Origin of the sequence: Streptomyces sp. NBC_00510, assembly GCA_036013505.1 — a bacterium.
GTDB lineage: Bacteria > Actinomycetota > Actinomycetes > Streptomycetales > Streptomycetaceae > Actinacidiphila.
In genome coordinates, this window is record CP107851.1 from 782,045 (window position 1) to 808,082 (window position 26,038).

Sequence of the window (26,038 nt, forward strand, 5' to 3'; positions counted from 1 at the left end):
GCATTGGGGATGGACCAAGGGCGGTTCTGAACCATGAGAAGCACACATCGGCTTGAGCCCAACTCGCCGAACCTCGGCGGCGGCCCCGTGCTCGCGGCGTGGGAACGGTTCGTGCAGGGCGAGGATCACGTCCCCGGTATCCGGCCCCTGGTGGCGATCTCCTGGCAGCGCTGCCGGGAGCAGTACCGAGTCGATCCCCATCTCACGAAGGCTCCGGTGGCCGTCGCGAAGCCCGACCACACGCCCGAGCACGACGTGGTCTTCGCCGAGCTGGGCTTTCGCGCCGCCGCCGTGACACATGAAGTGGGCAACCTCGGTGGGCTCGTCACCGTCGCCGACGCCACCGGCCGGATCCTGGCCGCGTGGGGCGACCGCGCCACGCTTGCCCGGGCCGACGACTGCAATCTGGCGCCCTCGTTCTGCTGGTCCGAGTGCGCGGTCGGCACGAACGGCATGGGCACGGCGCTCGAGGCGCACGGCCCGGTGCCGATCAGGGGCGCGGAGCACTGGTGCCAGGCGTTCCACGACTGGGTGTGCGCGGGCATCGCGGTGCGTGACGTGGTGACCAGGGAACCGATCGCGGTCCTGAACGTCTCCTTCTGGCGCAGCGGGCTTCCCGCGGCCGCCGAAAGCTGGCTGGCGAGCGCGGTCACCATGACCCGGTACCCGCTCAAGAGGCGCGCCCGGGACAGCGGCGCGGAGTTGGTCGCGGCCTACACCCAGGCCAGGGGGACGTCCGGTGCGGCGCTCGCCGCCGTGGACACCGCGGGCAAGGTGGTGATCGCCGACGACATGGCGAGCGTGCTCCTGGGCGTCCCTGCGTACACCCCGGCGATCGACCCCACCCTGCGATGGAACCCCGGTCTACCGGAATTCATCGCGGCCGCCCGGTATGCCAGCAGGCAAGGGGCCCACGATCCCGACTGGGTCGGCTCGACGCAGATCTTCGCCCACCTGACCGACGAGCCGACGACGATCACCATCCGACCCGTCTTCTCCTCCGGGCACCTGATCGGGAACCTGGTTCTGTTCGGGCTTTCCGACGGGGCGCGGCTGCCCCGGGGGGAGGGGTCCTCGCATCCTCGGGTGCCGCCACGCCGAGTGGTCGCGACGCGCGACAACCGGATGGTGCTGCTGCGACTGCCGGAAGTCTCCTTCGCCGAATCGCACGGAAACGACGTGTGGCTCTCCACCGATCAGGGTCGATTGCGAGCCGCCTCGCTGAGCCTGGACCAGCTCGACAGTGATCTGGCGGATGTCGGTTTCCTGCGGGTGCACCGCCGCTACGTGGTCAATCTGAGCCGCATCCGGGAGGTCGAGCGCGGACTCAAGGGCGAGCTGTCCCTGGTCATGGACGACCGGACGAACGAGATGGTGCCGGTGTCCCGGCGGAACACGCCGGCCGTGCGTCGCGCGCTGAACATCTGAACCACGACGCACCCTCTGATCCGGAAGGAGATCCCCGTGTCCGACATCCCGGACGCCGTTGCCGGCGGGACGGACGCCGGCAACGCGGGCGGCCTCGGCGTCTCCGTCACCGGGCACCGCGGCCGGCCGATCGCAGGCGCGAGCAACCGCGACTGGTGGCCGAACCGGCTCGACCTGAGGGTCCTGCGGAAACACCCCGCCGAGGCCGATCCCATGGGCGAGGACTTCGACTACGCCGCGGCGTTCCGCGCGCTGGACCTCGACGCCCTGGCGCGCGACGTCGACGACGCGCTGACCACGTCGCAGGAGTGGTGGCCGGCCGACTTCGGCCACTACGGGCCGCTCGTGATCAGGATGGTGTGGCACTGCGCCGGGACCTACCGCATCCACGACGGCCGCGGTGGCGCGGGCGCCGGCATGCAGCGGTTCGCACCGCTGAACAGCTGGCCGGACAATCGCAACCTCGACAAGGCGCGCCGGCTGCTCTGGCCGGTGAAGAGGAAGTACGGCCGCAAGATCTCCTGGGCCGACCTGATGGTCTTCGCGGGCAACCGCGCCCTGGAGACGATGGGTTTCACGACCTTCGGCTTCGCCGGCGGCCGGGCGGAGGTGTGGGAGCCCGACGAGGACGTCTACTGGGGTCCCGAGCACGCCTGGCTCGGCGACGAACGCCATGGCGGCGTCCGGGAGCTGCAGAGCCCCCTGGCCGCCGACCAGATGGGCCTCATCTACGTCAACCCGGAAGGGCCGAACACCGTCCCGGACCCGCTCACCTCTGCACGGGACATCCGCGAGACCTTCCGGCGCATGGGGATGAACGAAGAGGAGACCGTCGCGTTGATCGCGGGCGGCCACACGTTCGGCAAGACCCACGGCGCGGCCGCCCCGGACGCCCACCTCGGCCCCGAGCCCGAGGGCGCCCCGCTCGAGGAACAGGGCCTGGGATGGAAGAGCAGCTACCGCACCGGAATGGGCACGGACACCATCTCCAGCGGGCTCGACGGTACGTGGACGCCCACCCCCACGACGTGGGACAACAGCTTCTTCGAAACCCTGTTCGGCTACGAGTGGGACCTGGAGCTGAGCCCCGCCGGTCTGTGGCAGTGGGTCCCGCGGGACGGCGGCGGGGCCGGCACGGTCCCGGACGCCCACGACCCGTCGACGACGCACGCCCCGACCATGCTGACGACGGACCTGGCGCTTCGGTCGGACCCGGTCTACGAGCCGATCTCACGGCGCTTCCTGGACAACCCGGACCAGCTGGCGGACGCGTTCGCGCGGGCCTGGTTCAAGCTGACGCACCTCGACATGGGACCGGTCCAGCGCTACCTCGGACCGCTGGTCCCCCGGGAGACGCTGCCCTGGCAGGATCCGGTCCCCGCCGTGGACCACGAGCTCGTCGGGGCGGCGGACATCGCCGCGCTCAAGAGCCGGCTCCTCACCTGCGGGCTGTCGGTCTCCCAGCTCGTCTCGACCGCGTGGGCGTCGGCATCGACATTCCGCGTCAGCGACAGGCGCGGCGGGGCGAACGGCGCGCGCATCCGCCTCGAGCCGCAACGGGGGTGGGAGGTCAACGAGCCCGACACGCTGGCACAGGTGCTGCGCACCCTGGAGGGGATCCAGGAGTCCTTCAACGGCTCCCAAGCCGGGGACAAGAAGATCTCGCTGGCCGACCTCATCGTGCTCGGCGGGGCCGCCGCCGTCGAGCGGGCCGCCGGGACGGCCGGCCACGACGTACACGTCCCCTTCCTTCCGGGACGCACGGACGCCACGCAGGAGTGGACCGATGTGGAGTCCTTCGCCCCCCTCGAGCCGACCGCGGACGGGTTCCGCAACTACCGCGGCAAGGGCGACCGGCTGCCGTCGGAGCACCTGCTGGTCGACCGCGCGAACCTGCTGGACCTGAGCACGCCCGAGATGACCGTCCTGGTAGGTGGCCTGCGGGTGCTGGGCGCCAACCACCGTCAATCGCCGCTGGGCGTCTTCACCTCGCAGCCCGGGTCGCTGACCAACGACTTCTTCGTGAACCTGCTCGACATGCGCACGGAGTGGGAGCCGGCGTCCGCGACCGCCGAGACCTTCGTGGGCCGCGACCGGGCCACCGGCGAGGTCAAGTGGACCGGCAGCCGCGTCGACCTCGTCTTCGGCTCGGACTCCGAGCTGCGTGCCGTCGCGGAGGTCTACGCGAGCGACGACGCACGGGAGAAGTTCGTGAAGGACTTCATCGCCGCATGGGACAAGGTCATGAGCCTCGACCGGTACGACCTCGCGTGATCCTCCCAACGGTGGCACATGGGGGACGAACGGTAGCCGGTCGCGGGCGAACGGCATAAGCCGGCCCGCATTCGCGCTCACCCTTGTCGGTGTGATCCATACGGCGTAGCGTGCTTATTGGGTAGCAAATTGTCCGCTTTTCGGTGCAATTCAATCCACCCGCGCCGAATTCCACGTCAATTCGGAGAACATTTTCGAAGGAAGGTGTGTGACCGGCCGCGAAGCACCGCCGCCGGCGGAAGTGGACACAGCGATTCGGCATGAGGAGAGTGAAGCCCCGATGACGACCATGCAGGAGCGATCCGACCTGCTGGACAAGATCGGGTTGGCCGAACAGAACAAAGCAGCGCTGGGTCAAGTGCTGGGAACCGGGAGCATCGGGTATGCCGCCGAGAAACCGGACGGCACCATGCAGGCCACCATTCGGATCCACCCGGATGAGCTGATCTGGGATCCATCGATTCTGGTCATGCCCCATGGAGGCGATATCGAGCTCGAGCTCATCAATGACGACCTGAACACGCACTGCGCGCTCCTGCCGAGCAATGGCGACCGGAAGTTCATCTGGCTGGTGAACCATTCGCGCGGACGGGCGACCCTCAACCTCGACGGACCGGGCTACTACTGGTACTGCTCGCCCACGGGCAACGACGAGGGCCGGGGGTTGACCGGGGCCATCGTCGTCCTGGGGGAGGCTCCGCCGGAGGCTCGCCTCGACCGCCCCGAGCAACCGCGGCCGTAGGAAGGAGGAGGAGATGTCCCTCGACTACGTGGATGCGGGTGAGGCCGTCGACCAGGGGTTGCTGAGCGGCAAGGTCGCGGGCGGGGAGGTCGCGCCGCCGGTGGTGGCCGGCGTCGATTACGAGCGCCTACTCAACGCCCGCCAGGAGCCGCACAACTGGCTCACCTACTACGGCGCCTACAACGGGCAGCGGTACAGCCCGCTGGACCAGATCAACACGGAGAGCGTCAAGCGCGTCGTCCCCGCATGGGTCTTCCAGGCCGGCACGACCGGACTGATCGCGGGCGCGTCGACGTACTCGTTCGAGGCCGCTCCGATCGTCGTCGACGGGATCATGTTCCTGTCCGGCTGGGACGGCTGGGTCTGGGCCCTCGACGCGAAGACCGGTGTGGAGATCTGGCGGTACAAGCACGCGGTCCCCTTCGACGTGTCCTTGTGCTGCGGGAACGTGAACCGCGGGGTCGCCGTGGCCCAGGGGAAGGTCTTCTCCGTCACGCCGAACGCCCGTCTGATCGCACTCGACGCCACCACCGGAAAGCGGGTCTGGGACAAGACCTACGGTGACGTACGGGCCGGGGAGAGCGCCACACTCGCCCCGCTGATCGTGAAGAACATGGTCGTCGTCGGCAGTTCCGGCGGCGAGTTCGGCGTACGCGGCCACCTCGACGCGTTCGACCTCGACACCGGCGAGCACCAGTGGCGCTGCTACACGGTGCCCAAGCCCGGGGAGCCGGGCTCGGACACCTGGCCCGCCGAGGGCGAGGCCTGGGCGCGCGGCGGGGCGAACTGCTGGGTCACCGGCACGTTCGACCCGGAGACGAACCTGCTGTACGTCGGCACCGGCAATCCGGCCCCCGACTTCGACGGAGGTGTCCGCGAGGGCGACAACCTCTTCACCGACTGCGTCATCGCCGTCGACGTCGACAGCGGTCAGATCCGCTGGCACTACCAGTGCACCCCGCACGACCTGTGGGACTACGACAGCATCGCCGAGTGCATCCTGTTCGAGCGGGGCGGGCGCAAACTGCTCGGGCACTTCGACAAGAACGGCTACTTCTTCGTCCTCGACCGCACCAACGGGGCGAGGGTCGGCATCACCCCCTTCGTGGACCGCATCACGTGGGGGGCCATCACGAGGGACGGCCGGGTGACGGCCAAGCTGTACCCGGACAAGGAGGGAGAACCCGTCCACTTCTACCCCGGTCCGGCCGGCGCCAAGGAATGGACCCACGCGGCCTACAGTCCGAAGTCCGAGCTGTTCTACGTCCCCGTCCAGGACACGGGTGCCACGGCCACCCGACGGCGCCGGGAGTTCAAGGAGAGCATCCCGTACTGGGGCGCGGGCGTTCAGGTGGACATCGAGGACATGGCGGGGTCCGTCAGCGCGTTCGACGCCGACGGCGAGGAGAAGTGGCGCTGGCGCAACGAACTGCCGATGTGCGCCTCGGTGCTGGCCACCGGGGGTGACCTGGTGTTCGCCGGTGAGCCGTCCGGCGAGTTCAACGCGCTCGACGCCCGCACCGGGCAGGGGCTGTGGCAGTTCCAGTGCGGGAGCGGCCACCACAGCAGCCCGACCACCTACATGGTCGACGACAGGCAGTACATCGCCGTACCGGTCGGTTGGGGCGGGTGGGCCGAGGGGTTCCTCCCCGGCATGCTCGGCGCGGGGCACGGAAGCGCCCTGATCACCTTCGCCCTCCCGGAATGGTCGTAGCGCGCGACGGAGCGCGCCGTATCCGGCCGGAGAGGAGGTGAGTCCATGGAATCCCAGCTCGCTGTGTGGGAGACGCCCGAGTTCGAGGAGATCGCGGTCGCGGCCGAAGTGACCATGTACGTCGCCCGGCTGGAGGACTAGCGGACGTGGGGCATGCCGGACCGGTTCCGGCGCCCCGACGGCTCGGGACGCCGACAGGCGGCCGGGCCGACAACGGACCCGGACATTCGACGAACGGAGTGCCGGCGTGTTGCTGCGAGTGCTGGGCTCGGCGGCGGGGGGCGGGTCCCCGCAGTGGAATTGCGGCTGCACGGTGTGCGCCGCGGTCCGCGCGGGGGCCGGCCCCCCGCGCACCCAGTCCTCGATCGCCGTCAGCGCCGACCGCTGCCGGTGGTTCCTCGTCAACGCCTCACCGGACCTCCGCGTCCAGTTCGAGGCCTTCCCTGGCCTGCACCCGCAGGGCGACCGTACGACGCCGCTGGAAGCGGTGCTGCTCACCGACGCCGAGCTGGACCACACCCTGGGCCTGCTCCTGTTGCGCGAGGCCCGTGCCCTGCGGGTGTACGCCACACCGGCGGCGCACAAGACCCTGTGTGACGGCTCGGGAATCCTGAGCACGCTCCAGCACTACTGCACCGTCGAGTGGCGGGCGGTGATCCCCGGCACCGACCTGGCTCTGGCGGACGGGCTGTCCTGCCGCGCGTTCGACGTACCCACCGCCAAACGCGCCCGGTTCGGAGCCGAAGCGGACCACGGCCGCGTCGTGGGCTACCGGCTGACCGACGAGCGCGGCGGGGGGACGCTGGTCTACCTGCCGGCCGTGCAGTCGCTGACGCCGGCGCTGTGCACGGAGCTCGAGGGCTGCGGATGCCTGCTGTTCGACGGGACCTGCTGGCGCGACGACGAGCTCGTACGGCTCGGACTGGCCGGCAAGACGGCCCGGGAGATGGGCCACCTGCCCATCGACGGCACGGACGGCAGCCTGGCCCAGCTCCCGTCGCTGGCCGCGGGGCGGACGATCTTCGTGCACGTCAACAACACCAACCCGATCCTTCTGGAGGACTCGCCCGAGCGGCACATCTTGCGGGAAAGCGGCATAGAGGTGGCCACGGACGGCCTCGAGGTCCAGGTGTAGAACCGTGACGACGACCATCACGAGAACCGGCGCCGACGGCTTCGTCGAGGCGTTGCGGGCCCACTCGCGGCGGTACCACGACCAACACCCCTTCCACGTCCGGATGAACGCCGGCCGGCTGAGCCATCGGCAGATCCGCGGCTGGGTGGCCAACCGCTTCTACTACCAGGAGAACATCCCCCGCAAGGACGCCGCGATCCTTTCCAACTGCCCCGACCTCGACGTCCGCCGCCGCTGGATCCGACGGATCACCGACCACGACGGCACCGCCGCCGGCGAGGGCGGCATCGAGGCGTGGCTGCGCCTGGGCGAGGCCACCGGGCTGACCCGCGAGGAGGTCTGGGACCACCGGCACCTGGTACCAGGGGTGCGGTTCTCCGTCGACGCCTACGTGAACTTCGCCCGGACCCGCCCGTGGGTGGAGGCGGTGTCGTCCTCGCTCACGGAACTGTTCGCACCCGACCTGATGGCCGCGCGCCTGGCCGCATTCGAGCGCTGGTACCCGTGGATCGACCCCGACGGCCTCGCCTACTTCCGCACCCGCCTGGAGCAGGCTCCCCGCGACTGCGAGCACGCCCTCCAGGTGGTCACGTCGCACTGCCTCTCCGCCGAGTCTCAGGCGCGCGCCGTCGACGCGCTCTCGTTCAAGTGCGACGTCCTGTGGAGTCTCATGGACGCCATCGACCAGGCCTACCCGGAGTGACCGCCATGGACCCGACCCCTCCCGGAGCGACCCGGAGCAGGACCAGGACCGGGCCCGGCGTCGAGGTGTGCGGCTCGGACCGGCCCCGGTTGGCGCGTCATGTCCGGCTCAGCTTCTGCCGGACCAGGCAGCGTCAGGTACTGCTGCACCCCGAGACGGTGGTGGTCCTGAACGGCAGCGGCGCGGCGATCCTCGAGCTGTGCGACGGGCGGCACACCGTGGCCGAGATCGTGACCGAGCTGGGCGCCCGCTACCAGACCGTCCCGGGGGACGAGGTGCGGCGGTTCCTGACCCGGCTCGTCGCCCGGCGCTGGATGGAGCTCACCGATGGATAGCCCGTTCGGGTTGCTCGCCGAACTCACCTACCGCTGCCCGCTGGCCTGCCCTTACTGCTCCAACCCGCTGAACATGGCCGGTTACCAGGACGAGCTGGCCACGGACGAGTGGCGGCGGGTGCTGGCCGAGGCGGGCGACCTGGGGGTTCTGCAGTGCCACCTGTCCGGCGGGGAACCTCTGCTGCGGCGCGACCTGGTGGAGATCACGGCGGCCGCCCATCACCTGGGCCTCTACACCAACCTCGTGACCAGCGCCCTCGGGCTCTCGCGTCCGAGGGCCGAGCAACTGCGGGCCGCCGGCCTGGACCACGTGCAGATCAGCATCCAGGCCGCCGAAGCGGCCGCGTCCGACCGGATCGCCGGCATCCCGTCCTTCCGGCGCAAGCTCGAGGCGATGCACGTGGTCAAGGAGCTGGGCTGGCCCCTGACCATGAACGTGGTGCTGCACCGGCACAACATCGACCGTGTCGCCGACGTGCTCGACCTGGCCGAGGAGGTGGGCGCCGACCGGCTGGAGCTGGCCAACACCCAGTACTACGGCTGGGCCTGGCGGAACCGTGCCGCGCTGCTGCCCAGCCGGGCCCAGCTCGAGGCGGCCGAAGTCGTCGTGCGGGCCGCCCGTGAGCGGTTGCGGGACCGCATGGACGTCATCTACGTCATCTCCGACTACTACAGCCGCTACCCCAAGCCCTGCATGGGCGGCTGGGCGTCCCGGCAGCTGACCGTGACGCCGAACGGCGACGTCCTGCCCTGCCCGGCCGCCCAGACCCTGCCATTGCCGAGGACCGGCGTGCGGGAGCACTCGCTGGCGTGGATCTGGGCCGAGTCCCCGGTGATGACCGCGTTCCGGGGGACCGACTGGATGCCCGAGCCCTGCCGGAGCTGCTTCCGCCGGGAGGTGGACTTCGGCGGGTGCCGTTGCCAGGCGTTCCTGCTCACCGGCGATGCGGCCCGCACCGACCCGGTCTGCCACCTGTCGCCCGACCACCATCTGGTCACCCGGGCGGTGGCGGCCGCCAACGCCGGCTCGCGGTCCGGCGATCCACCGCTGGTCCCCCGACCGCACCGGGTTCGCCGGCCGGACCGCATCCCGGGCGGAGCGGGCGGCTAGCCGCCGAACCACAACGGCAGCGCGGCAGCGGCGATGATCAAGGTGACCCCGCTCAGCAGGTCCGAACGGATCCGGATGAGACGCGCCGCGGCCCGCCCCAACTGCAGCCCGACCAGCGACATCACCGCCGTCATGATTCCGAAGACGGCGGCCGAAAACCACGGCGAGAGCCCGAGAATCCCCAGGCTCGCCCCGGCGAACAGGTTGTCCAGGCTCAGCGTCAGCGGGATGCCGAACAGCGCCCACGGATGGTCCAACTCGTTCGGCTCGGGGTTCCGAAGGGCCGAGATGACGAGGTAGAGACCGTACCCACCCAGAGCGGCCGCACCCACCAAGTCGGCGACGTCCCCGACGGATTCCCCGATCTGGCGACCGATCAACAGCCCGACCAGGGGCATGACCGCGTCCCACAGTCCGAAGGTCAGCGCGACCTGGACCGCGCGCTTCAGACCGAACGGGACGGTGCCGAGCGCGATCGACACTCGGAAATTGTCGAGACTGAGTACGAAACCCAGGACCAGTATTTCCCAGATCATGGCGTTGTCGCTGCCCGATGACGACTGACGACGGCGGGGCCGAATCCGCCGCGTGGAGTGACCGCCGGATGGGAAACGATATCCCGGACATTCCGCGGAACAAATCCGCGAAGCGGACTTCTGGAACGCTGTCAACACTACTCGCCGCATCGCGCGGGGCCAATTGATCCGCGGAATTGCCCTGCCGCAGCACCCCCTCCCCCGGCGCGCCTCCGGCCGTACGGCAAACCCGAGGCGCGTGGGGAGGGTGGTACTGGGCGGACCGGATGTCGACGGTTCAGACCAGCTTCGCCCGGAAGATCTGCTGCGTCTCGTCGCGCTGTGTACGTGTCGCGCCGCGGTCGCTGGTGAACACCACGACGCCACGGTGCAGGGCGGGCCAGGTGCTGTTGCCCTGATGGCTCACCTGGGTGGCGCCGGACCAGCCCTTCTCGCGGTCGAGGGTGGCGGTGAAGACCTTCCAGCGCCAGTCGGTCGAGCGGGAGTCGTACCAGACCGCGCGGACCGTGCCGTCAGGGTCCACGCCGAGCTTGGCCCGCTGGCTCATCGCTTCGGTGTCGAGGGCGACGTTCTCGAACGCCGTCCAGGTCGTGCCGCCGTCGGTGGACCGGCCGGCCCGGAGCTGGAGGTTGGAGCCGGAGCTCTGGAGCGCACCGCTCTCCCAGATCGCGACGAACGTTCCGTCCCGGTCCACGGTCAGGCCCGGGTGCCTGTCCGAGCGGTCACTGACCCTGCTGACCTGGACCGGAGCGCTCCAGCCGCGGCCCGGCGCCCTGCGTACCGACGCCAGGACCTGCCAGTTGTCCGGGTCCGTACCGCCGGCGGCCGGCTGGCCCGCGGGCGGGGTGTGACCGGTCCACAACGGGTCCGGGTCGTAGCGGTCGTCCTGCCAGCTGATCACGGCGTGCTTGCCGTCGTGGACGGCGACGACCGGGAACAGCGAGGCGGGGTAGCGCGGCGAGCGCGCATCGCCGGGCACGCCCGGACTGGTCGCCTTGCCCGCCGCGGAGATGTTCACCGCGGCCTTGTCGAGGCCGACGATCTGCGCGTACACGTCGAACGCGCCTTCGCCGTTGTCGGACCAGGCGACCAGCGGATGCTTGTCGTCGACCAGTGCCAGTGCCGGGTGGACGGCACGCCCCTTGCCCTTGCTGATCTTGGTCGGGGCCTTGAAGGAGCCGCCGCCGTCGGCGCTGTGCGCCAGGAGGATCGCCGGACGGTGCGGCTGCTCCTTGCCCTGCTCGTCCTGCCAGGCCACCCACACGTCATGGGATGTCGCGACGATCCGCGGGAACCGCGCGGTCGCCGAACGGCCGGACAGGGTGACGGACTCGGTGATCCTGCCCTTGCCGTTGAGCCGGCGGTAGACCACCTTGCTCGCCTGGTTCTCGTGCACCTCCGCCACGACGTGCGTGACGTCGCCCACGACCGCGACATCGGAGAAGCCGGTGAACGCGCCCGGGTCGCCGGTGACGAACGCCGCCTTGTCGTCGGCGGTGTCGGCGGCCGGCAGCGCGATCTCGGGCCGGGGGTCGGCCGGAGCACCGACGGAGACGAAGACGGGCGAGGTGGCACCGCGGAGCTGGTCGGGCAGGTTCGGGTCGGCGTCGGAACCGGAGGTGCTGCCGGGGGACCGGGCCTCGGCCCGGTACCAGCCGTGGTCGGTGCCCTTCAGCACGAGCGGCAGCTCGTAGCTCTCGTTGGCCCGCTGCGGCCGGTAGCTCGCGATGGGGCCCGCCGAACGACCGGGAGCCGCGTAGACGTGGACGGTGGTCCCCTTGCCGCCCCTGACGTTCACACGCAGCGTGGCCTTCTTGGGCAGCTTGCGGTCGGCCACGACCACCTCGTCGCCGCCGATCGCCTCGAACACGCCGTCACCGTCGACGTCGGCCTCGATGGTCAGGAAGGGCCCCGCGGTGTTCTGCGCGACCGTCGTACGGCCGCTGCGGAACCCGTCGAGGATGCCCAGGACCGAACGCTTCGCCGCGAAGACGTGGGTGGTGGGCGTCCCGGGGGCGTCGATGTCCCACAGCTCGCGGAAATGGCAGTCGCTCGCCGCCGCCACCCCGAAGCGGAAACCCGCGTTCCAGCGGTTCTCCGCGTACTCGACCTGCTCGTCCGGCCCGGTGGACACGTTGAGCACCTCGACGAGGTCCGCGCCCTGGACGCTGGCGTTGGCGTTCGGGCCTGTCGCCGGCGTGTACTCACCGTCGTCGGGGTGCGCCTGCGACCACACCGCCCCTTGCGCGTGCACGTCCCAGACCGACTGCTGTACGTGGCGGAAGGCCGCGGAACCGGACGGGTTGGCGCCGTCCACGATCACGTCCACGTTGCCCAGCACGATGGCGTGGGGCGAGCCGTTCGCCTCCTCACCCGGGAGCAACAGCAGTTTGGACGACTTCCACTGGGGGTCCCAGACCTGGTCGTACGTCCGGTGGTCGGTCAGGGGCATGAAGTCGAGGCCGGCCTTCTCGCCCTGGGCGATCTGGTCGCCGACGGGAAGGTTCCCGGGCAGGGTCTGGTGCGAGGTCTGCCGGGGCCCGCTGCCGTCCGACGAGTGGTCGTCGTGGACGTGGGTGTCACCCGCGAGCCACTTGCCCCTGGGTGCCTTGGCCCGGTTGAGCACGGAGCTCCCGCCCACCGCCTTGACCTTGCCGTTCGGCTCGAGGGCGGATCCGGTGACCGCCTCGGCGGTGCCCGCACCGACGCCGACCGCCGCGACGGCGGTACCCGCTATGACCACGAACCTTCGGCGGGTAAGGCCCTCGGGCCCACGGTCCGGCCCGGTGGACCCTCTTGTCGTCTCCATGTACTGCGCCTTTCCGTGCACCGTTCCCCTGCGGATCGGTGTGAAGTCCCCGAGACGCTAAAGCGCGCCTTTTTCTGCGAAATGAACGAGCAGCGAACCATTCGCACCCATTGCGGGTATGTGGCATCACTCGCCGCCCGGACGATTCCCCCGTGCACGCGCTGAAAGGGACGACCGACCGGCCCGGAGCCATGCGGAAGGGCATCGCGAGGCCGCGGGCGGGTGCGGCCGCCTCCAGGCAGCGCTGATGAACCGGTTTCCAGGACCGGCTGTCACAGTGGCGGGGCAGAGAGCCCAGCCGTCCTCTCTGCCCCGCCACTGTGACAACCGGTCCGTGTCCCCTGCATGGGTCAAACGCCCCTATGGGTGTGGCTGCCCTCCGGGTCAAACGGCTCCCCTGGGCGTTCCCCGGAACCTCCGCGAGTCGTACCGGGCCGGTGGCCGGCACCCCTGCACCTGTGCAGGCCACCGGCCTCCTCCCCCGGCACCCCGGCAGGTGATCAACCGTGCCGCCACTGCTCCGCGTCCTCGCGCCAGGCCTCACCGGCCGACCTGGACAGCACAGCCGCCCCCGGTTCCTCGACACGGGTCAGGGCGACCATCGCCAGGTCGTCCTCGGGAAGCGCGCCTGAGTGCTCGACGACATCCTCGAGGATCTCCCCCAGCACATCCGGCAGGCACACGTGGCCCGGTGTGCCCTCGCGGATCCACCGCCACGTCGTGGCGCGTTCCAGCAGCGGGTAGCACCGCCCGGCGGCGTCGCGGGCCTCCATGAGCCCGTCGGTGTAGAGCAACAGCGTGTCCCCGGGGCACAGTTCGAAGCGTTCCTCCATGGCTCCGCAGTCCCGCAGACCGTACAGGCCCAAAGGGGGAGCCGGGCAGCCCGCCACCAGCGCGACGCTCCCCCGGCGGGCCCGTATGGGCGGCGGATGGCCGTGGTTGACCATGCGGGCGAACGGCTCGCCGTCCCGCACCTCCAGCAGAAGCGCCGTCACGAAACGTTCGTCCTTCTCGCGTGAGAGGTCGTCGCTGTCGGCCAGGTGGAACAGGAAGCTCTCCTCCAGCCGCGCCGACAGCTCCGCCAGGGTCGCGGCGCGCGGCGCCCACTCCCGGAAGGCACCGAGCACGGCCGCGACGTCCTCGAACGTGGGCAGGCCCTTGCCGCACACGTCACCGATGATCAGGCGGGTCGCCTCGCCCGCGCGCGCGACCGCGTACAGGTCACCGCCGACCTGTCCCCGGCCCCCGCAGGGACGGTAGATGGAGGCGAGCCCCAGCGCGCCGATGCGCCCGGGGAGCGGCCGCAGCAGGACCCGCCGGACGGTGTCGGACACGGCGTGCGCCCGCGCCGCCCGGCAGCGGTAGCGGTCCTTCACGCGTCCGAGCACCATCGCCGCGGTCCCCGCGGTGATCAGCGGCGCGAGGCCGCACGCGAGGCTCGGGTGGGAGTACAGCGGCAGGATCACACATACCGCGCACACCGCGAGGATCCATGCCACGACGCTCGCGACGGCCAGGTACCGCAGCGGTTTACCCTCGTCCCGCCGCTCCTCGAACTGTTCGACGTCGGTCATCAGCGTCACTCCCTCGCGGTCTTGCGCGGGCCGGGAGCCGACGGATCCGCGAGAACCGCGCATTGGCGTCCCACTCGTGACGGGACAACTCGACCGTAGGGAGGAGTACGGCCGGGCCCCTTGCCCCGTCGTGCACGGGCCTTTGCCCGTCCGTGCAGTGCCCGGCACCGTGGCACCTGTACCGCTTGGGTACCGCCGGACCGCGGCAGCACTGGTGACGGTGTTCAGAGGCGGTGGGTCACGCCCGGCGGGCGGCCCAGACCGTGCGCTCGGTGCGGACGCCCACGTCGGTGCGGCGCGGGATGCCGTCGGGGCCTTCTGCGTCGAGCAGCCGGTCGAGGGCGGTGAGGTCGTCCGCCGTCAGGGCGGAGGCGACGGTGGTGCGCATGCGGCGCAGGCTGCTGAGTGCGTAGCGGCGGACGGTGTCGGTGGGGGGCGGGGCGACGTCGATGGTCAGGGTCCGTTCGCCCTCGATGGTGAAGCCGGCCTTCGTCAGCTTGGTCCCCCAGTCGGCGCCGCGGTGGGGGATGTGCTCGGCGTGGTGGTGGTCGAGTGCGGCATGGCAGCGCTCCTCCAGGCCCGGGGCGTCCTGCGGGGCGTCCCCGGGCAGGAAGCGGGGGAAGCCGGCCAGCTCGACGACGGCGAACAGTCCGCCCGGGGCGAGCAGGTCGTGGACCTGGCGCAGGGTCTGGTCGGGCTCGGTCATGTGGTGCAGGGAGGCCGAGGCCCACACCAGTTCCGGGGTGCCGAGGTCGGGCCAGGCCGCCGCGTCGAGGTCGGCCTCGACCAGGCGCACGCGGTCGACCACTCCGGCTGCGGCTGCCTTCGCCTGCAGGCGGCGCAGGTGCGGGGCCGAGGAGTCGACGGCCGTCACCTGTGCCGCGGGGAAGCGCCGAAGGAGGGCGAGGGTTCCCGCTCCCGTCCCGCAGCCCAGGTCCACGATGCGGCGGGGGCTGTTCTCGACGGGCAGCCAGGCCGTGATGGACGCGTTGTGTTCGGCGAGCACTGCCGCGTCCAGGTCGAGGATCTCCGCCTGAACGGCAGTGTCGTGATCGTGATCGTGCTCGTGGACGTGGGGCGCGGCATGGTCCGCTGCGTGCGGGCGGGGGTGATTCATGGCGCCCACGCTAAGCGGGCCGTCCGCGGGCGGCCCGGCGGCTTCCGGAATGCGCAAGGCGATGCCCTGCCGCGCTGCGGCAGGCGCAAACCGTCACGGTGACGCCTTCCCCGTCGCCTCGCCGCGCTGGTGGCCGCGGCGGGCGTCGCGGTCGAAGATGCCCAGGATCTCGCAGGGCCCGCCCTCGGCGCCGATGGCGTGCGGGAGCATCGTGGGGAACTCCGCCGCCTGGTTGGTCTCGATCCGCAGGCGCCGGTTGCCCAGGAGCAGGACCGCGGTGCCGGACAGGACGACGAGCCATTCACGGCCGGGGTGGGCGCGCATGCCCGAGGGATGGTCGGGCGGCGGGTTCGTCATGCGCTGCCGGATGACGGTCATGCCGGGTTCCGCCTTGATCGGCCAGCGCATCTGCCCGCGCGCCCGGTCGATCGTCGGGTGGGAGACGACGTCGTCCGACGCGGTCTCCACCAGCTGGTCCAGGGAGGTGTCCAGGGCGCGGGCAAGGGTGACGAGCTGGTCCAGTGCCAGGCGCCGCTGCCCGTTCTCGATGCGGGAGAGCGTGGACTGACTGACGTTGGCGCGCGCGGCCAGGTCCTCCAGGGACCAGCCCTGGGCCACGCGCAGGGCGCGGATGCGCTTGCGCACCAGTCTGTCCAGATCACCATCGTCTTGCGTCATGAGCAAGAGTCTATGCGTGTGCAGCAAGGCGTGCCGAGCGTCGTCACCGTTCGGCCCCGCCCAGGGCCGGGGCCGCGAGGATGTCCGCCGACACGGCGGCACGGACGCGGCGGCCGCAAGAGGGCGCGGCCGCCGCGGCCGGGGCATCGTCGTGGTCGCGATGCGAGAGCCGCGTGAGCCCTTCACCGTCCCCGTCGGCCGACGCCCGTCCTCGCGTCGGCTACTGGGTCACACCCTTCTGGATCTCCCAGAAGCGGAAGATGGTGGACGGGTCGAGGGTCCACTCCAGGCCGTTGATGTTGTCCTTGGACACCACGTACTGCTTGCCCTGCCACAGCGGGATGATCGGGACGTCGTCGGCCACCTCGCCCTGCAGTTCCTCGAAGTCGGCGCTGGTCGCGGCGCGGCCGTCCTCGGCGGCGGTGCGCGGGATGAGCTCGCCGGTGATCTTCTTGTTGACGTAGTTGTTGGACAGCACGTTGCCGTCACCGAAGAACGGGGCGGTGAAGTTGTCCGGGTCCGGGTAGTCCGGCACCCAGCCACGCACGTACACGGCGTACTTGCCGGCCTCGATATCCTTGGCGTACTGGTCGGCGTCGGCGCTCTTGACGTCCACGTCGAACAGCCCGCTGTCGTTGAGCTGCTTGGCGATCGCCTTCAGCTCCGCCACGGTACCCGGCCCGAACCGCACCGGCGTCGCCCACAGCGTGAAGGACACCTTGCTCGTGATCCCCGCCTGCGCCAGCGCCGCCTGCGCCCCGGCCCGGTCGCCACCCTCGCCGTAGCGGTCGAAGAACGCGGTGTTGTGACCGGTGATACCGGCTGGCACGATCGAGTACAACGGGGTCGCGGTGCGCTGGTAGACGTCCCGGATGAACGCCTTGCGGTCGATCAGATAGGCCACCGCGCGCCGCACGGCCTTGTCGCCCACCACCGGGTCCTTGAGGTTGAACACCAGGTGCTGGACCTCGGCGCCGGTGCCCTCCACGACCTGGATCCCGGTGTCGCCGGCTATCGAACTACGCTGCAGCGAGGCGATGTCGGCGGAGTCCAGACCACGGTAGGCCAGGTCCACCGACCCGTCCTCCACCGCCTCCTTCAACGCCGGCTCGTCACCGAAGAACTTCATCGTCATGCCGGAGTTACGGATCTCCGCCGTGCCCTGGTAGTCCCCGTTGACCGAGAACACCGCCTGCTTGCCGGCCTCGTAGGAGTCCAGCTTGTACGGGCCCGAACCCGTCGCCTTGCCGTCCGTGCGCAGCTTGTCCGCCGGGTACTGCGTGTGGTCCACGATCGAGCCCGCACCCGAGGCGATCTTCATCGGGAACGTCGCGTCGGAGTACTTCAGGTGGAACACCACCCGCTCCGGCGAGGGCGTGTCGATCGTCTTGATCGCGTCCAGCAGCACCGCCGGACCGTTCTCGTCATTGATCTTGATGGTGCGCTCGAAGGAGAACTTCACGTCCTCCGACGTCAGCGCCTCACCGTTGCTGAACTTCAGACCCTGCCGCAGCGTGCAGTCGAACGTCTTGCTGACCGGGTCGGTGAACTTGCAGCTCTCGGCCGCCTCGGGATCGGGCTTGGTGGCGCCCTTGGGGAAGCTGAGCAGCGACTGGAAGACGTTGTTGAACACGATCCAGGAGCCGACGTCGTAACCGGCGGCCGGATCAACGGCCGTCACCTTGTCGGTGATCCCCATCGTGACGGACTTCCCGGAGGCCTCGCCGTCCGACCCTCCCGTACCGCAGCCGGCGACCACGACCGCCGTCAAGGTCGCGGAGAGCGGGAGCGCCAGTCGCTGGACTCGATTCCTCACAAGACTTCCCTCACTACTTTTCGATGAACCTATCCCTGCTCACGCGCATACAGAAGGAATTTCCGGATTCGCGCCAGCCGGGTTCCTCATCCTGCCAGGCCCACCGACGACTCCCGAACCCGGGGTGACCAGCCCGAACGGCGGCAAGCGGTGGCGCGTTCGGGTCGCGGGCCGTGAATCCCAGGCGACGCACGTGCAGAAGCCACTTACTAAGCGTTCGCTTTTTGCTTCCGAATTGCCGTGCAATGGCTCGGCCATGGATATCTCCCGCACCGCGTGCCGCCGAAGCAAAAGGCGGCCCGTACCCGCAGGGGGTACGGGCCGCCTGGTTCACCGACCGGCGTCCGCCGCGCTCCGTCGTGGAGGACGCCGGGGCGTCATCGGCGGAGTGCCTTGAGGGCCTGACGGACCAGTGCCGCGCGGTCGGACGCCGAGGTGACGTGCTCGAGGCCGAAGCCCAGCAGCACGGTGTCGTCCGTGGTGACGGCACCCTGCGTCAGCGGGCCGGTGCGCACCCAGTCCCGCTGGGCGGGCGGGCTGCCCGCGGGCGGGCCGGTGACGGTCCAGGGGCCGAGGGAGGTCTCGAAGCCCTCGGTCTCGGTGACCGCGCCGCCGATGACCAGCGAGGTCTCGTCGGCCTGGACGCCCTGGCCGCCGGAGCCCGGGTCGGTGACGTAGCTGAGTGAGACCTCGACCTTCTTGCCCGCGTAGGCGCTCAGGTCGAAGTTCACCGGCTGCCAGCCCTGGGACGCGCCCGTGAAGCTGTTCCAGGCGCCCGAGGTGCCGGTCGCCTTGCAGCCGTCCGCGCCCGGGGTCAGGTAGTGCGTCAGCCACGGGTGCTCGCCGATGTAGAACCCGGCCTCGCACTCGGTGGGCACGGTGGTGCTGGTGGCGCCGCCCGCCTCGGGGAGGGTGGTCCAGTCGTCGGCGCCGACGGTGTGGACCTCCAGGATCGCGTTGTCGTAGCCGGGCTCGGTGCTCCACAGGAGGCGGGAGCGGAGGGTGGGCGAGTCGGCCGCGCTCACGCCGGTGAGGTCGATCGTCCGGGTGAGCCGGTTGTAGGCGTCGTCGGTGTGGACGGCGGCCGCCATGTACGAGCCCGCGTAGGGCGCGTCCGAGCCGACGGACCCGGTGTAACGGCCGGCTCCCTTGCTCGCGAACTGCGGGAACGTGGCGGGCGCCAGCCAGTCGGAGGTCACCCGGTAGGTGCCCGCCGTGTCCAGCGGGTTGCCGGTGGCGGCGCCGAGCGGACCGGTGAAGCCGGCCAGCACGCCCGTGCCGCCGAAGCCGGTGGCCCCGGTGGTCGACGTACGCGAGTACGCGCCCAGGTAGTACTGGCTGAAGTCGTTCGAGGGGGTGCCGTCGGCCAGGGCCACGTTGCCGCCCGCCCGCTCGCCCGCCTCGATCAGCTTGCCGCCCTCGTTGAGGTAGGCGCGCAGTTCGAGCTGGGTGGGATTGCCCGGCAGGGCCGCGCCCGTGTAGTGCACGACGGTGCGGAAGTGCGAGAGGACCCCGAGCGCGTCGGGCGCGCCTTGGGTGGCGACGTCCCACACGGCCGCGCGGTGGCCGTTCGCCTTCAGGGCGTCGACGTACGCCGTGGTCTGCGTGGCGGGTGCGCCCTCCTCGGCGACGACGAGGGTGTCGGCCGAGGGACGGGCGGCCACGGTGTAGGTGAAGTGCTCGCTGGAGACCTTCTTGCCGCTCTTGGTCCGGGCGGTGAACCACACCTCGACCTTGTCGCCGACGTCCCCGTCGCGGACCTTCGCGCGGTACTCGTCGAAGTAGAGGTTGTCCTCACCGCCGTAGGTCTCGCCGCCCCGCCAGGAGCGCAGCGCTTCGTCCTTCGTGCGGCCGCCGTTGACGCGGTAGTTGAGCTCCCTGTCGCGCAGTGACTTCCGGGCGACCACCGAGACCTCCTGGTCGTGGCCGCGCGCGTAGGAGGTGGTGAAGGACCCCGGGGTGAAGTCGGCGGCGTCCAGGCCCACGGAGGAGGAGGGGACGTCGGGGTGGGAGGCCGTCTCGGCCACGGAGAGCGCGAACGGGACGTTCTTCTTGAACTCCTGCTCGATCAGCTTCTCGTCGTCGGGGAAGTTGAACCCCGACTGGCAGTCGGAGGCCACCCACTGGTCGTCCGGGTCGATGTCGGACGCGGTCTGGCACGTCGACATCTCGGGCGTGTACATCGCCAGGCCGTTCACGTTGGACGCGTGTCCGTCGGCCTCGCCGTTGGTGGTGTACAGCTCGGACGACACCTGCGGGTGGTAGCCGGGGATGGCGGAGTTGTCCGGCGTGCCGGCCAGTGACTTGTACAGGACGTCGTCGGGGGTGTCCGTGGCCACCTGCCAGCCGACCCCGTAGAGCAGCAGCTCGGCGGCGGAGTGGTAGTTGATGCCGTACCTGAAGTCGATGCGCTTCTGGAACGCGTCCAGCGCCCGCGTCTCCGGCTCGGAGTTCGGGCCGGCGCCGCGGTAGGTCTCGCTGGCCGGGTTCGGGGACGAACCCTCGTTGTCGTAGCCCCACTTGTAGGCGAAGTTGCGGTTCAGGTCGACGCCGTCGCCCGCGGATATGACGCCGTCGCCGTTGTTGTCCCGCAGGTTCTTGCGCCACAGGCGGGTGTCGTCGCTCTGGAAGGTGTAGTCGTAGCCGTCGGGGTTCGCGGATATCAGGAACCACAGCTCGGTGGAGTCGACGAGCTTCTTGATCCGCTTGTCGGTGCGGTAGTTGTCCAGGTAGTGGTGCATCAGCCGGCGGGTCATCTCCGGCGTGATCCACTCGCGTGCGTGCTGGTTGGACATGTACAGCACGGAGGGCTTCGAGCCGTCCTTGGACTTCGCGGCGTCCTTGGTGAGTTTGAGGGCGAGGATGTCCTGCCCGCGCGTGGTCTTGCCGATCGAGACGACCTTCGTCAGCCCGGGGTTCGCGCGGTTGGTGGCGAGGATCTCCTCCTTGATGCCGCCCTTGCCGCTGTAGGGGCGGAACACCTTGTCGGCCGCGTTCTGCACCCGCGCCTCGGCCTTGGCGCCGAGCGTGTGCTCGGTGAGCCGCACGCCCTCGCGCCGCAGTTCCTCCGCCTGATCGCCGGTGAGGTACACCTCGACCGAGGCCGTGCCCTGCGCCGGCGGCCGCTCGCTCAGCTCCTGCGCGTCCTGGCCGGCCTGGAGCAGCAACGGGATCTGGCTCTTCGTCACTTCCGCGCGGTACACCTTGACGGTGTCCGCTCCGGCGGCGGCCGTGCCCGCGTCGCGGGCCTGGGCCATGGGTGCGACGGCCGCACCGCACAGGATGAGGGCACCGACTGCAGCGATCGATAAGGATCTGGTTCTCACGAGCATCCCTTCACGTCGTTCCAGGACAGAGGCGCCAATCCCATAAGAAGTCAGGTCGCCCGTCAAGGTGCCGGGAAAACACGCCTCGGGGGTCGGCGTCCCGCGGGAGCGGACATTTCCCTTTGGGCAACGGAAAATTCGGCCGCCATTGCCCGAAGGGCGGGGCGAGGCGTCTGGAGAATTGCCGGATCTCGGTGAACGCGGTTTGTGATAGCCCGGGTGTACGTCGCGAGCACCTGCTATCGGCAGGAATAACTCGTTCCGCGCTCGTGACGCGCCGACACCCCATGCTGCCGGGCCTCGGGAACGTCGACGGCGAGGGCGAGCAGCTTCGTCAGCTCCTCGACGTCCAGTGAGGCCAGCGGTTCCGCCGGGAAGACGTAGCGCAGCATGACCAGGCCGGTCAGTTGGGCGGACACCAAGGACGCGAACATCGGTGACCGCTCGGTCTCCTCCGGGGCGATCCGGCCCAGGCACGAGGCGAGGGCCGCTTGGACACGGTCGCGGAGCGTCCTGGCGATCGGCCCGTCCGACATGCCGGTCCGGTACACCGCGACCAGTGCCGGGCGGGTCGACTCGTCCTCCCAGACGGGGAGGAACGTCCGGGCCATCCGCTCGCCCCGGCTCATGGGAGCGGCCTTCGCCTCCTCGGCCGTGGGCCCGTCGAAGAGGGTGGACAGGTCGATGCGGGAGGACACCGCGTCCCGGAAGAGGGCGTCCTTGCCGTCGAAGAAGTAGCGGATCATCGCGGGGTCCACGTCGGCGCGCCCGGCGATCGCGCGCAACGTGGTGCCCGAGTACCCCTTGGCGGCGAAGAGTTCGAGCGCGGCCGTGAGGATCCTGGTCCTGGTGCTGCTCCTCCGGGCACGGCGGCCGGCGCCGTCGCTCATGGTTCCGCCACATGGTGGGCGCGCACGGCCGCGATCACGGTGTCGGCGGTGCGGTCGAGGTGACTGCGGCCTTCGGACGACCGTGCGGTGGGGCTGATGTAGCCGAGCGGTCCGACGTGCGTGGCCGGGTCGAGCCGGTGCACGCTGATCTTTCCGGCACGGCGGGCCCGGTTCCAGCCACTGCCGCGGACCAGCGGCCAACGCTGGGGGAAGATCCAGGTGCCGAGCCGTTCGATGCGGTCGCTCGCGCTCGTCAGCCGGTGCAGGTGCTCGGCGTGGGTGAGGTCGTTGGCGCCGTTGTGGAACCCGCCCAGCGTGATCAGCAGAAGCGGCGCGTGCAGTTGGGCGTGCAGCTCGTCGACCGCGCCGGTGGCGACCTGGGCCCCGCCGCTGTAGCTGAGCAGCACCACGGGGGTGCCGCTGCCGGCAGGGTAGCCGGCGAGCCGGAGCTGGGTGGCGATCTGGCGGCCGACGGCCCGGTTGTACAGGGGGCGGTAGCGGTGGTCGGCGGCGACAAAAATCTGCACGACGTTGTGCAGGAACAGCAGCAGTGCGACGCGGCGGCGCAGCCACGCCCAGACCGGCCGCTCGGCAAGGGGCTCCGCGAGGGGCGAGTAGGGCTGGACCTGGCCCAGTACCCGCAGTTCCGGCGCCCTGGCGATGAGGGCCGCGACGAGCCGGCCGCCGTCGCGGGTGTCGCGGACGCGGCGTTTGCCGATGCCGTCCAGGTAGACGAGGTACGCGTCGGGGTGGCCGTCGGGAGCCGCCCCGCGTGCGTAGGGAACGCCGTCCGGGAGTTCGGTGACGGGGGCACGCCAGTGCGCACCGTAGGCCAGCACCTCGTAACGGGCCAGCAGCGCTTCGGCGATCAGCGCCGTGCCGACCGCGAACGCCCACATCAGGTACCCGTTCATGTCTTCGCCTCCAGCGGTTCGGTCGTGCTGATCCGCACGACCAGGCGTCGGACGGCCTCGACCGTCACACCCAGCCCGGCCCCCGCGAGGGCCACGCAACCGGTGGCGGCCCACCAGCCCAGGCCGGTGGCCGTGGCGAGCCGGCCGGCCAGCCCGGCCCCGACCCCGACGAAGAGCAGCAGGTGGAACATGGGCCCGAGCCAGGGGAACGCGAGGACGCCGGCGAGCAGCAGCGGGGCCGCCAGGCCCGGCGTCCACACCGGTCCGGCGCCCGGCGGTGGAGCGGACAGTGCCAGTTCGGCCAGCGTGGCCGCGCTCAGCGGCCACACCGCGAGCACGGCGGCTTCGATGAGGCCACCGCCGATCAATGAGCCCGCCACGAGGGTGCGCGGCATGCCCGGCCGGCGTACGGCCAGGGGCAGGATGCGCCCGGCGGCTTTGGACACCCCGGCGAAGGCCAGCAGGATCACGGCGGCGAGCGACATGGGTCAGCCTCGCCCCCGCACGTGGGCGTGGACCGGTGACCGGTCGGCGGAACCCGCGGCCCGCAGGTACCGCTCGAGTGCGTCGGCCGCACCCAGGTGTCCGCCGGCCGCCCGCTGGGCGGTCCGCAGGGCGGCCGCGGCAGCCCTGAAGCGGGGGTCCTGGACGAGGCGTCCCGCCCGGGCACGCACCGCGTTCTCGGTGACCTCGCGGGTGGGGATCGACAATCCGGCGCCAAGTTCCTCGACGCGACGGGCCACCATCGGCTGGTCGGCGCCCTGCGGGACCACGAGCATGGGAACCCCGGCGTACAGGGCCTCGTTGACGCTGTTCATTCCGCCGTGGGTGACGAACAGCGCGGCGCGGGCCAGCACCTCGGGTTGCGGGACGAAGGGACGGACGAGCACGTTGGGCGGCAACGGGCCCAGCGCGGAGGGGTCGGTGCGTCCGGTGGAGACGACGGCGGTGCCACCCACTGTCGCCAGCGCGGTGGCGAGGGTGCGCAGCAGGTGCGGGTCGGCGTTGAACACCGTGCCCAGCGACGCGTACACCACGGGGTCCCGCAGCCGGCCGGTGGGGAAGGTGGGGTCGGCCGGGCGGGCGCCGATGCTGGGGCCGACGAACCGGTAGGTCCCGTCGAAGCGTTCGGCCTGGGGCTGGAACGCCCGTGAGGTGAAGACGAGGTTGAGCGGCTGGCGGATGTTGCCCAGGTCGATCGGGGGCAGTCCGTGGGTGTCGTAGTGGTGGCGCAGGTCCTGGCGCGACCGCAGGTAGCCCCGGACGCTGCGTGGGCGGGCCGCGGCGGCGGTCAGCAGGTCCCAGGAGCCGCGGGTGGGGCTCGGCACGTCCCGGTTGAACGCGAAGGTGGTGAACGACGAGGCGGCGGGCACGCCGAGTTCACGGGCGGCGACCGCGCCCCACAGGCAGGCGTTGTCGTGGACGATCAGGTGCGGGCGGATGCGGCGCAGTTCGGCGAGCACCGCGGGCAGCAGGCCGACGGCACTGCGGGCGAGCCCCTCCAGCAACGTGACCGGTGTCGGCGGATCGGGGAGCGGCTGGTCGCCGCCGGGGTAGAGGTACACCTCGGCGCCGGCGGCCTCGATCTCCTCACGGAACGCGGCCGAGGTGTGGTAGGTGACGCGGTGGCCGCGCCGGACGAGCTCGGCGACCACGGGCAGTGTCGGGCTGACCCGGCCGTGCATGGCGACGTTGAGGAACGCGATGGTGCTCACAGAAGGCCCCCTGGTACGCGAGGAATTGCCCCGGCCGGTCCGGCCGGCGCCGGCGGAGGGACGTCGGTCCGGTACAGGCCCGGTCCACTGAGGCTGAGCCCGTCGAGGAAGTCCGCCGCGGTGCGGTGCGCGGTGCTGATCAGCCGCTCGGAGTGGCCGAAGTCCCAGGGCGCGGGCCAGGTCTCGACGCCGGTCGGCAGTACGACGGTCGGGATGTGCCGGGACACCTCGTGCAGGTCGCGCTCGATCTGATGGCGCATCAGCAGCAGTCCGGCCCTGGCTGCGACCGCACCGGCCGCTCGCCGCCGGGCGGCCGGGACCGGCGGCGAGCTCTCGGGCCCGGTCGACAGCGCCACGACGCTGGCCGCTCCCGCCTGCAGGGCCGCCAGTACGGGGAGGTAGGCGATCACCCCGCCGTCGACGAGCGTCCTGTGCTCGCGATCGACCGGGGGCAGGATGCCGGGGACGGCCGCGCTGGCCAGCAGGGCGGACTCCAGGTCGCCGTGGTCGAGCAGCGCGGGGGCGCCGGTGTCCAGGTCCATGGCGACCGCGGTGAACGGGATGGGAAGTTCCTCGATCCGGGACGGCAGCCCCGACCGCGAGATCAGCCGGCGCAGACCGCGATCGGCGAAGACGCTGGCCCGTGAGGGGGGGTACCCGAGCGGGTACACCTCACGGCGGCGCAACTGGGTCCACACACTGTCCAGCCATGCCGCCGAGCCGTCGGGGTGGGCGGCCGCGATCGCCCCCAGCAGCGCGCCCACCGAGGTTCCGACGATCATGTCGGGGACGAATCCGCGCTCTTCCAGCGCGTATGCCGCACCGACGTGTGCCGCTCCGAACACGCCGCCGGCGCCCACCGCCGCGGCCACGGGACGGGGAAGGGCAGCCAGGGCCGCCGACGTGGACTGCGGTTTCCCGCCACGAGCAGTCCTCATGATCCACCTCTTTTCGCCAAGGCACCGCATCGGAGGGGTTGAGCGGGCCTGTACCCGGCGGCCCCGCGGATGCGGTCAGGACGGCGGGCGCTCCCGCGCCCACCGGGCATCCCTGGGGGCCACCCGGACCATTTTCGTTACATCTACGACGGTATCACTTAATACCGTCTTATGTGCGACTAATGGTTAAGATGTCTCGCCGGCCGGCGCCGGCGCCATCCGCGGGTGAACGACGAAAGCCGCGTGGCGGGCGCACCACGCGGCTGGACGGTCTTCGCTACGG

The 26,038-nt window shown here is 70.9% G+C and carries 21 protein-coding genes; 9 read left to right on the forward strand and 12 right to left on the reverse strand.

All coding sequences use genetic code 11. The features are described 5' to 3' along the window. The first annotated feature begins 87 nt into the window (after positions 1-87). The 9 genes from OG937_03590 (at position 88) to pqqE (ending at position 9,442) form a co-directional block, all read left to right on the forward strand. Positions 88-1,428: a LytTR family transcriptional regulator DNA-binding domain-containing protein gene (locus OG937_03590; GenBank protein ID WUD70825.1), complete on the forward strand. Its 1,341-nt coding sequence runs from the start codon at positions 88-90 to the stop codon at positions 1,426-1,428. Positions 1,429-1,557: 129 nt separating this feature from the next. Further along, entirely contained in the window at positions 1,558-3,702 is a 2,145-nt protein-coding gene (gene katG, locus OG937_03595) for a catalase/peroxidase HPI (protein ID WUD78618.1), read from the forward strand. A 208-nt stretch (positions 3,703-3,910) separates the two neighbouring features. Beyond that, positions 3,911-4,444 carry a copper oxidase gene (locus OG937_03600; protein WUD70826.1) on the forward strand — a complete coding sequence of 178 codons (534 nt, stop codon included), beginning with the start codon at positions 3,911-3,913 and terminating at the stop codon, positions 4,442-4,444. Positions 4,445-4,457: 13 nt separating this feature from the next. Next, complete coding sequence (locus OG937_03605; GenBank protein ID WUD70827.1) at positions 4,458-6,158, forward strand: PQQ-dependent dehydrogenase, methanol/ethanol family; 1,701 nt, start codon at positions 4,458-4,460, stop codon at positions 6,156-6,158. Positions 6,159-6,203: 45 nt separating this feature from the next. Continuing rightward, positions 6,204-6,299: a pyrroloquinoline quinone precursor peptide PqqA gene (gene pqqA, locus OG937_03610; GenBank protein WUD70828.1), complete on the forward strand. Its 96-nt coding sequence runs from the start codon at positions 6,204-6,206 to the stop codon at positions 6,297-6,299. A gap of 106 nt (positions 6,300-6,405) precedes the next feature. After that, entirely contained in the window at positions 6,406-7,293 is an 888-nt protein-coding gene (gene pqqB / locus OG937_03615) for a pyrroloquinoline quinone biosynthesis protein PqqB (GenBank protein ID WUD70829.1), read from the forward strand. 4 nt (positions 7,294-7,297) lie between these two features. Beyond that, positions 7,298-7,996: a pyrroloquinoline-quinone synthase PqqC gene (pqqC, locus tag OG937_03620; GenBank protein WUD70830.1), complete on the forward strand. Its 699-nt coding sequence runs from the start codon at positions 7,298-7,300 to the stop codon at positions 7,994-7,996. Positions 7,997-8,001: 5 nt separating this feature from the next. Then, on the forward strand, positions 8,002-8,331 hold the full coding sequence (gene pqqD / locus OG937_03625) for a pyrroloquinoline quinone biosynthesis peptide chaperone PqqD (protein ID WUD70831.1): 330 nt from the start codon (positions 8,002-8,004) through the stop codon (positions 8,329-8,331). Then, positions 8,324-9,442 (forward strand): pyrroloquinoline quinone biosynthesis protein PqqE, encoded by a 1,119-nt coding sequence (gene pqqE / locus OG937_03630; protein ID WUD70832.1) that lies wholly within the window; start codon positions 8,324-8,326, stop codon positions 9,440-9,442. The genes pqqD and pqqE overlap by 8 nt, the downstream gene beginning before the upstream one ends. On the opposite strand, the gene OG937_03635 is transcribed toward pqqE, so the two are convergent. The 12 genes from OG937_03635 to OG937_03690 all read right to left on the reverse strand — a co-directional run bounded on the left by OG937_03635 (position 9,439) and on the right by OG937_03690 (position 25,755). Continuing rightward, a complete protein-coding gene (locus tag OG937_03635; GenBank protein WUD70833.1) occupies positions 9,439-9,924 on the reverse strand; it encodes a manganese efflux pump MntP family protein in 486 nt (161 codons plus the stop codon). The genes pqqE and OG937_03635 overlap by 4 nt on opposite strands. A gap of 331 nt (positions 9,925-10,255) precedes the next feature. Next, positions 10,256-12,721 (reverse strand): CehA/McbA family metallohydrolase, encoded by a 2,466-nt coding sequence (locus tag OG937_03640; GenBank protein WUD70834.1) that lies wholly within the window; start codon positions 12,719-12,721, stop codon positions 10,256-10,258. Positions 12,722-13,287: 566 nt separating this feature from the next. Then, entirely contained in the window at positions 13,288-14,361 is a 1,074-nt protein-coding gene (locus OG937_03645) for a serine/threonine-protein phosphatase (protein WUD70835.1), read from the reverse strand. A 238-nt stretch (positions 14,362-14,599) separates the two neighbouring features. Beyond that, positions 14,600-15,478: a class I SAM-dependent methyltransferase gene (locus OG937_03650; protein WUD70836.1), complete on the reverse strand. Its 879-nt coding sequence runs from the start codon at positions 15,476-15,478 to the stop codon at positions 14,600-14,602. 93 nt (positions 15,479-15,571) lie between these two features. Beyond that, a complete protein-coding gene (locus OG937_03655; protein ID WUD70837.1) occupies positions 15,572-16,156 on the reverse strand; it encodes an XRE family transcriptional regulator in 585 nt (194 codons plus the stop codon). A 220-nt stretch (positions 16,157-16,376) separates the two neighbouring features. Then, positions 16,377-17,972 (reverse strand): ABC transporter substrate-binding protein, encoded by a 1,596-nt coding sequence (locus OG937_03660; protein WUD70838.1) that lies wholly within the window; start codon positions 17,970-17,972, stop codon positions 16,377-16,379. A 377-nt stretch (positions 17,973-18,349) separates the two neighbouring features. Beyond that, positions 18,350-21,298 (reverse strand): M14 family zinc carboxypeptidase, encoded by a 2,949-nt coding sequence (locus tag OG937_03665; protein WUD70839.1) that lies wholly within the window; start codon positions 21,296-21,298, stop codon positions 18,350-18,352. A gap of 239 nt (positions 21,299-21,537) precedes the next feature. Beyond that, positions 21,538-22,188, reverse strand: a complete 651-nt coding sequence (locus OG937_03670) for a TetR family transcriptional regulator (protein WUD70840.1) — start codon at positions 22,186-22,188, stop codon at positions 21,538-21,540. Further along, on the reverse strand, positions 22,185-23,102 hold the full coding sequence (locus tag OG937_03675) for a hypothetical protein (protein ID WUD70841.1): 918 nt from the start codon (positions 23,100-23,102) through the stop codon (positions 22,185-22,187). Before OG937_03675 ends, OG937_03670 begins: the two co-directional genes overlap by 4 nt. Further along, positions 23,099-23,587 carry a hypothetical protein gene (locus tag OG937_03680; protein ID WUD70842.1) on the reverse strand — a complete coding sequence of 163 codons (489 nt, stop codon included), beginning with the start codon at positions 23,585-23,587 and terminating at the stop codon, positions 23,099-23,101. The genes OG937_03675 and OG937_03680 overlap by 4 nt, the downstream gene beginning before the upstream one ends. Positions 23,588-23,590: 3 nt before the next feature. Further along, positions 23,591-24,817 (reverse strand): oleandomycin glycosyltransferase, encoded by a 1,227-nt coding sequence (locus OG937_03685; protein ID WUD70843.1) that lies wholly within the window; start codon positions 24,815-24,817, stop codon positions 23,591-23,593. Next, positions 24,814-25,755, reverse strand: coding sequence for a patatin-like phospholipase family protein (locus OG937_03690; GenBank protein WUD70844.1), 942 nt, complete (start codon positions 25,753-25,755; stop codon positions 24,814-24,816). Before OG937_03690 ends, OG937_03685 begins: the two co-directional genes overlap by 4 nt. Positions 25,756-26,038: the final 283 nt, after the last annotated feature.

Excerpts from the sequence above, each read along its gene's own strand:
- OG937_03605 (WUD70827.1), top strand. The coding sequence starts at position 4,458 with ATGTCCCTCGACTACGTGGATGCGGGTGAGGCCGTCGACCAGGGGTTG.
- OG937_03650 (WUD70836.1), bottom strand. The coding sequence starts at position 15,478 with ATGAATCACCCCCGCCCGCACGCAGCGGACCATGCCGCGCCCCACGTC.
- OG937_03670 (WUD70840.1), bottom strand. The coding sequence starts at position 22,188 with ATGAGCGACGGCGCCGGCCGCCGTGCCCGGAGGAGCAGCACCAGGACC.
- OG937_03645 (WUD70835.1), bottom strand. The coding sequence starts at position 14,361 with ATGACCGACGTCGAACAGTTCGAGGAGCGGCGGGACGAGGGTAAACCG.
- pqqA (WUD70828.1), top strand. The coding sequence starts at position 6,204 with ATGGAATCCCAGCTCGCTGTGTGGGAGACGCCCGAGTTCGAGGAGATC.
- OG937_03680 (WUD70842.1), bottom strand. The coding sequence starts at position 23,587 with ATGTCGCTCGCCGCCGTGATCCTGCTGGCCTTCGCCGGGGTGTCCAAA.
- OG937_03690 (WUD70844.1), bottom strand. The coding sequence starts at position 25,755 with ATGAGGACTGCTCGTGGCGGGAAACCGCAGTCCACGTCGGCGGCCCTG.
- pqqD (WUD70831.1), top strand. The coding sequence starts at position 8,002 with ATGGACCCGACCCCTCCCGGAGCGACCCGGAGCAGGACCAGGACCGGG.
- OG937_03675 (WUD70841.1), bottom strand. The coding sequence starts at position 23,102 with ATGAACGGGTACCTGATGTGGGCGTTCGCGGTCGGCACGGCGCTGATC.
- OG937_03655 (WUD70837.1), bottom strand. The coding sequence starts at position 16,156 with ATGACGCAAGACGATGGTGATCTGGACAGACTGGTGCGCAAGCGCATC.
- pqqE (WUD70832.1), top strand. The coding sequence starts at position 8,324 with ATGGATAGCCCGTTCGGGTTGCTCGCCGAACTCACCTACCGCTGCCCG.